Source organism: Curtobacterium sp. B18, from assembly GCF_000333375.1.
GTDB lineage: Bacteria > Actinomycetota > Actinomycetes > Actinomycetales > Microbacteriaceae > Curtobacterium.
The window spans coordinates 1-6,251 of the sequence record NZ_BACZ01000273.1 but is presented as its reverse complement, the minus strand read 5'-3'; the positions used below and the strand labels follow the sequence as shown (position 1 = coordinate 6,251).

The following is a 6,251-nucleotide window of genomic DNA, read 5'->3' as shown; positions in this document are numbered from 1 at the left end:
GTCGTGATCATCCCGCTGTTCGCGTCGATCATCGCCTCGGGCCTGATGCTCCTGGTGCTCGGCGGCCCGATCGCCTGGGTCATGACGCAGCTCACCGCGTGGCTCAACTCGCTGTCCGGTGCCTCGGCGATCCTGCTCGGCATCATCCTCGGCCTGATGATGGCGTTCGACCTCGGTGGCCCGGTGAACAAGGTGGCGTACGCGTTCGCGGTCGCCGGTCTCGGTGCCGGCTCCGCCACGAACGTCGTCCCGTTCGAGATCATGGCCGCCGTGATGGCCGCGGGCATGGTCCCGCCGCTGGCCCTGGCGCTCGCCTCGACCGTGCTCTACCGCAAGGGCTTCACGAAGCCGGAGCGCGAGAACGGCAAGGCCGCGTGGCTGCTCGGTGCGTCGTTCATCTCGGAGGGTGCGATCCCGTTCGCGGCCGCCGACCCGCTGCGGGTCATCCCGGCGTCGATGATCGGTGCCGCGGTCACGGGTGCGATCTCGATGGCCGCCGGTGTGACCTCGCGGGCGCCGCACGGTGGGATCTTCGTCTTCTTCGCGATCGGGGACGTGGCGATGTTCATCGTGGCGATCCTGGCGGGCACCGTGGTGTCGGCGCTGGTCCTCGTCGGGCTGAAGAAGTGGGTCCGACGGGCCCCGGCCGCGTCGGAGGACGCCGTGGTCACGGCCGACGAGCGGGTCGCGGTGGCGGTCTAGTCACCACCTGCTGACAGGAGGCGCGGTGCCGGCTGGCACCGCGCCTCCTGTTCGTGTCCGGGGTGTCAGGCCGCCACGGCGAGCTCGATCGGCGCCGTCCGCGGATCGGTGGTGGCGTCGAGCTCGCTCGGCGCGAGGGGCGGCACCGACGCGTGCGAGATCTTCGGGTGCACGGGGCGGCGCTCGACCTCGCCGGCGCCGATGAGTTCCTCGTGCAGCTTCTCGCCGGCGCGGAGTCCGGTGAACACGATGTCGGACGTGCCACCGAGGACGTCGATCATCCGCGTCGCGACGTCGAGGATCCGGACGGGCTGGCCCATGTCGAGCACGAGGACCTCGCCCGGTTCGGCGATCGCCGCGGCCTGGATCACGAGGTGACAGGCCTCGGGGATGGTCATGAAGTACCGGGTGGCGTCGGGGTGGGTGACGGTCACGGGGCGTCCGGCGCGGATGAGGTCGGCGAAGAGCGGGATCATCGACCCGCGGCTGCCGAGGACGTTGCCGAACCGGACCGACACGTAGCGTCGACCGGTCTCGGCCGCGGTCCACGCCGTCAGCCGCTCGGCGATCCGCTTCGTGTACCCGAGCACGCTCGTGGGGTTCGCGGCCTTGTCGGTGGAGACGTTGACGAGCGTCGGGACGTCGGCGGCGACCGCGGCCGCGAGGACGTTCCGGGTGCCGAGCACGTTCGACTTCCAGGCCTCGTCCGGGTACTGCTCGAGCATCGGGAGGTGCTTCAGGGCCGCGGCGTGGAACACGACGTCCGGGCGGCGGGTCCGCATGACCTGGTCGATCGCCTCGGCGTCGCGGATGTCGGCGAGCACGACGTCACGGGTGTCGAGCAGGCCGTGCCCGGCGACCGAGACCTGCACCTGCTGCAGGGCGGTCTCGTCGCGGTCGAGCATGATGACCTCGCGTGGGGCCAGCGCGACGAGCTGCCGGCACAGTTCGCTGCCGATCGACCCACCCGCGCCGGTCACGAGGACGCGGCGCCCGCGGACGAGGTCCGCCATGCCGTCGAGGTCGGTCGGGGTCGGAGTGGTGCCGACGAGGTCGTGCAGGTCCAGACCGTGGAGGTCGGGCTGGGACAGGGGATCGGACATGGCGCTCCTCGGGACGGTTTCGATCGACCATCCCACGGTAACACCTCGTATGTGAAATAACAACGTTCGTCATGATGGCGTGCTGCACTGCACGCCGCGCAGCCGCGGGCGCTCTGCCCGGCGTCCTCCACCGCCCAGTACGCTGGTCGCCGACCGAGAGACGAACGGATCCGATGCGAACAGCACCCGCCCCCGACGCGCCGATCCGCGACGACGGGTCCCGCGTCGGCCGCTGGGAGCGGGCCGGTGCCGTCGGGGTCTTCGTCCTCGCGGTCGTCCTCGCCTGGTCGCGCATGCCCGCGGCGGTGCGGGACGTGCTCTGGGCGGAGGACGGCCGGACGTTCCTCGGCGAAGGCGTGCAGTACGGCACGCTCGGGACGCTCACCCACAGCTACGCGGGGTACCTACACCAGTACCCGCGGCTCGTGGCGGGGGTCGTGCAGCACGTGCTGCCGGTCGAGGGGTGGGCGACCGGCATCGCGTTCGGAGCCGTCGTCGGGACCGGCCTCGTCGCGGCGGTGGTCTTCGTGTGCACGCGGGACGCCACCGCGCGACTGACGCCGGGCGCCGCGCTCGCCGCTCGGGCGGGGATCGCCCTCGCGGTGGTGCTCGTCCCGATCGCGACGAACGAGGTCCTCGGCAACCTCGCGAACGTGCACGCGTACTTCCTGTGGATGATGCCGTTCGTGCTCCTGCACCGGCCACGCACCTGGGCGTCGAGCGTCGGGCTGGCCGTCGTGACCCTGCTCGGCGCCCTGACCGAGACGCAGGCGATCGTGTTCGCGCCGCTGCTCGTCCTCGGGCTCAGGGCTCGTCGGACCTGGCCCGTCAGGGCCGCCTTCCTCGCCGGTGCCGGTCTGCAGCTCGCCGTGTGGCTCGGTTCGGACCGGCACCGCGGACAGGTCGGGCGCGCGACCATCGACCTCGCGTCGCTCGCGGACGGGTTCGGACTGAACGCCGGGATGACGACCTTCCTCTCGCGGGCCGCGTCCGGCGAGTTCCTCGCGGCCGTCGGCCCCTGGGCGGGGCTGCTCTTCCTGGTGCCCTTCGTCGTCGCCTTCGTCTGGGTGCTCGTCCGCGGCGACCGGACGCAACGGACCCTCGCGGTCGTCCTCGCGCTGTACGCCGTCGTGCTCTGGTGCGCGGCGGTGGTGCTCAACCCGAAGCCCGCCTACGCCTACGCCGGCATGTCGCCGGAGTTCCTCCGGTACGCGTGGGTGAGCCGGTACGGGGTGTTCCCCGACACCGCCGGGCTCGTGCTCGTCCTGCTCGCGCTCGTGACGCCCCGACGCTGGAGTCGCACCCGGAGCGCCGTCGGGGTGGCGGCGCCCGCGTCCGCCGATCCGTCGCGACGATCGCTGCGGCCCCGGCGCGTTCCCCGCCGTCCCGCCCTCGGCACGGCGGTGCGGTCGACCGTCGCCGTGGTCCTGCTCGTCCTCGTGGTCGTGCAGTTCCGGCCGCTGGGGCCGGTCCTGCGCACGGACGGTCCGCGGTACACGGCTGCGGTGGCCGCCGCCCGCGAAGCCTGCCGCACGCTCCCGGCCGACCGGGCGATCCGGATCCGCAGTGCGCCGCAGACGCAGCAGGACACCCCGGGTCCGCCGACGCGGCAGGAGCCCACCTCGTTCTGGAGCCTGTCGATGAGCTGCGCGGTCGTCACCGGGGCGAGGACCTCGGACGTCGGGCACGAGGTCGAGCAGGTCCGGCCGGTGCCCACCTTCGGCTGAGCGACCATGCGCCGCCCGTTCTCGGTGCCGACGGTGGCCCCGGCGTCCCGCTCGGCTCGTCAGTCGGCGATGTTCGCCGTGACCGCGTCGATGTACGCGGCGCGTTCCTCGCGCGAGTGCGGACGGCCGGGCACGCCCGGACGCTGCTCCCACGGGAAGGGCCCGGCGTCGTGTCGGTACTCGATGCCCATCGCCTCGAGCCGGGCCGTGTGCTCGGCGAGGCGACCCCGGAACTCCGCGACGTCCCGCGGTCCGGTGACGTCGGCCGACCAGAGGGCCTCGGCCAGTGCCGCGACGCGGGGGAACAGCTGGTAGTCGAGCTTGCGGGCGGTGTCCACGTGCTCGGTCCACATGTTGCCCTGGCCGCCGATGACGTGCGCGCGTTCGGCGTCCGTGAGGTCCGCCGGCACCGGGTCGAACGCGAACACGTCGTCGACGGTGAGGACGATCGACACCGGGATCGGCTCGGTCGCGAGGTCGCTCTGCCGGTAGTCGAGGTACACCTGGTCGTCCGGCGCGGAGATCACGTCGTGCCCCCGCTTCGCCGCGGTCCGGGCGCCGGTCAGGCCGCGCCAGGACAGCACGGTCGCCGACTTCGAGAGCGTGCCGCCCTCGAGGATCTCGTCCCAGCCGAAGGCCCGCCGCCCGTGCGACTCGACGTGCGCGGCGAGCCGGCCGATGATCCACGCCTGCAGCTGTTCCTCGTCGGCGAGGCCGAGCTCACGGATGCGCTCCTGCGTGCGGGGGTCGTCCTGCCACTGCACCTTGGGGCACTCGTCCCCGCCGACGCCGATGTACTCGGACGGGAACAGGGCGACGACCTCGTCGAGGACGTCCTGGAAGAAGGCGATCGTGGACTCCTCGGCGTTGAGGACGTCCTCGGCGATGCCCCACTCGGTCCACACGTCGACGGGGTCGCCCGAGACGCCGAGCGACGGGTAGCCCGCGAGGGCGGCGCGGACGTGCCCGGGGGTCTCGATCTCCGGGACGACCGTGACGAACCGGTCGCTCGCGTAGGCGACGATCTCGCGGATGTCGTCCTGCGTGTAGTAGCCGCCGTGCGGGCGACCGTCGAACGACGCCGGGCGGAGGACACCGTCGGCGTCGGCGACGTGCGCTCCGACCTGGGACTCCTTCCGCCACGAGCCGACCTCGGTCAGGCGCGGGTACTTCCGGATCTCGATGCGCCACCCCTGGTCCTCGGTGAGGTGGAAGTGCAGGCGGTTCAGGCGGTGGGCCGCGAGCTGGTCGACCACCCGCATGACCTCGTGCTTCGTCCGGAAGTGCCGCGCGACGTCGAGCATGACGCCACGCCAGGCGAAGGCCGGGGCGTCCTCGACCGTGACCGCCGGGACCGTCCACGGGCCGTCGCCGACCCGGCCCCTGCGGTACACGTCGGCCGGCAGGGACTGCAGGAGTGCCTGGACGCCGTAGAACACGCCGGCGGCGCCGCCGCCCGTGACCTCGACGCCGTCGGGGGCGACCACGAGTCGGAAGGACTCGGAGCGGTCACCGCCCGGGCCCGTGGGAAGCGAGTCGTCCTCGGCCACACGGAGCGAGATCACGTCCGCCGACGCCCCCGGGTCGTCCGCGGCGTCGCGCACCGGCAGTCCCGTCGAACCCCGCAGCGTCTGCTGCAGGTACAGTCGGACCGACTCGCTCGCGGCGTCTGCGGCGATGCGGGTCGACGAGGTGATCGCGAAGGCGCCGACACCCGGTTCGGTGCGGCGCGGCCGTGGGATGAGCATGTCGGAGTCCACATTCCTCAAGATCTTTCGTAATATGGAGGCTATGGCCGTGGACGAGACCGTGTCAACGCTTCCGAACGGTGTCGTCGGCAGCGCCCCGGGGATGCTCCGACTCATCAACTCGCGCGCGATCCTCGCCGAGCTCTTCCGCGACGACGGCTCGCACACCGTGACCGAGCTCGGTCGGACCGTCGGACTGTCCCGCCCCACCGTCGAGGCCGCCCTGGCCGACCTGGTCGACGAGGGGTGGGTCACCGAAGCCGAGGCCATCGCGACGCCGAACAAGGCCGGGCGCCGGGCGAAGCGGTTCCGTGCGGACGCCGCGGCCGGGTCCGTGCTCGGCGTCGACCTCGGGCTGCACGGCATCGTGGGACTCCGCTCGGACCTGCGCGGCCGCCAGCTCGCCCGGGTGGAGGAGGTCTACACCGACCTCGCCTCCGCCGAGCAGGCGTGGGCGAGCGTGCAGGACGTCGTCCGGCGGCTCGTCGAGGGCACCGACCCGTCGCGGCTCCTCGCCGCGACCTTCGGCGTCCCCGCCGTCGTCGACCGCTCCGGCGAGATCGACTACACCGTCGCGGTCCCGCAGTGGGTGGAGCGACGCGTCCCCGGCCGGATCGGCGACCTCTTCCCCACGTCGACCACGTTCTTCGACAACGACGCGAAGCTCGCCGCCACGGCCGAGGCGATGTGGGGACGCTTCCGCGGGGTGCAGGACGGCCTCTACCTCGTGATGGGTCGCCAGATCGGTGCGGCCTACCTCGTCGACGGCTCGCTCGCACGCGGTGCGCGCGGAGCCGCCGGCGAGATGGGCGGCCTGGCATCGACGGGATGGCCCGACGCACCCGCCCGACTGGAGGCGCGGATCGCCCCCGGCACCGATGTCGAGTCCGTCATGGCTTCGGCCGGGCAGGTGGACCCGGCGGCGGCGGCGGCGGTCCGTGCCCTCGCGGAGAACGTCGCCCCCGGGGTCG

The 6,251-nt window shown here is 72.8% G+C and carries 5 protein-coding genes; 3 read left to right on the top strand and 2 right to left on the bottom strand.

Annotated elements, in window-relative coordinates; genetic code table 11:
• On the top strand, positions 1-702 hold a 702-nt coding region (locus I5E_RS06890; protein WP_022906336.1), incomplete at its 5' end, for a PTS fructose transporter subunit IIC.
• 65 nt (positions 703-767) lie between these two features.
• Here the strand turns inward: I5E_RS06890 and I5E_RS06885 are convergent.
• On the bottom strand, positions 768-1,805 hold the full coding sequence (locus I5E_RS06885; RefSeq protein WP_022906335.1) for a UDP-N-acetylglucosamine 4,6-dehydratase family protein: 1,038 nt from the start codon (positions 1,803-1,805) through the stop codon (positions 768-770).
• Positions 1,806-1,978: 173 nt separating this feature from the next.
• Between I5E_RS06885 and I5E_RS06880 the strand changes: the two genes are divergently transcribed.
• The gene (locus tag I5E_RS06880) at positions 1,979-3,532 is read left to right on the top strand and encodes a hypothetical protein (protein ID WP_022906334.1); all 1,554 of its coding nucleotides are present in this window, start codon (positions 1,979-1,981) and stop codon (positions 3,530-3,532) included.
• Between the two features lie 59 nt (positions 3,533-3,591).
• Here I5E_RS06880 and I5E_RS06875 read toward each other — a convergent pair whose 3' ends face one another.
• On the bottom strand, positions 3,592-5,280 hold the full coding sequence (locus I5E_RS06875) for a beta-N-acetylhexosaminidase (RefSeq protein ID WP_042723664.1): 1,689 nt from the start codon (positions 5,278-5,280) through the stop codon (positions 3,592-3,594).
• Between I5E_RS06875 and I5E_RS06870 the strand changes: the two genes are divergently transcribed.
• Positions 5,279-6,251 (top strand): ROK family transcriptional regulator (locus I5E_RS06870; RefSeq protein WP_187290470.1); only part of this gene is annotated, 973 nt, incomplete at its 3' end. The genes I5E_RS06875 and I5E_RS06870 overlap by 2 nt on opposite strands.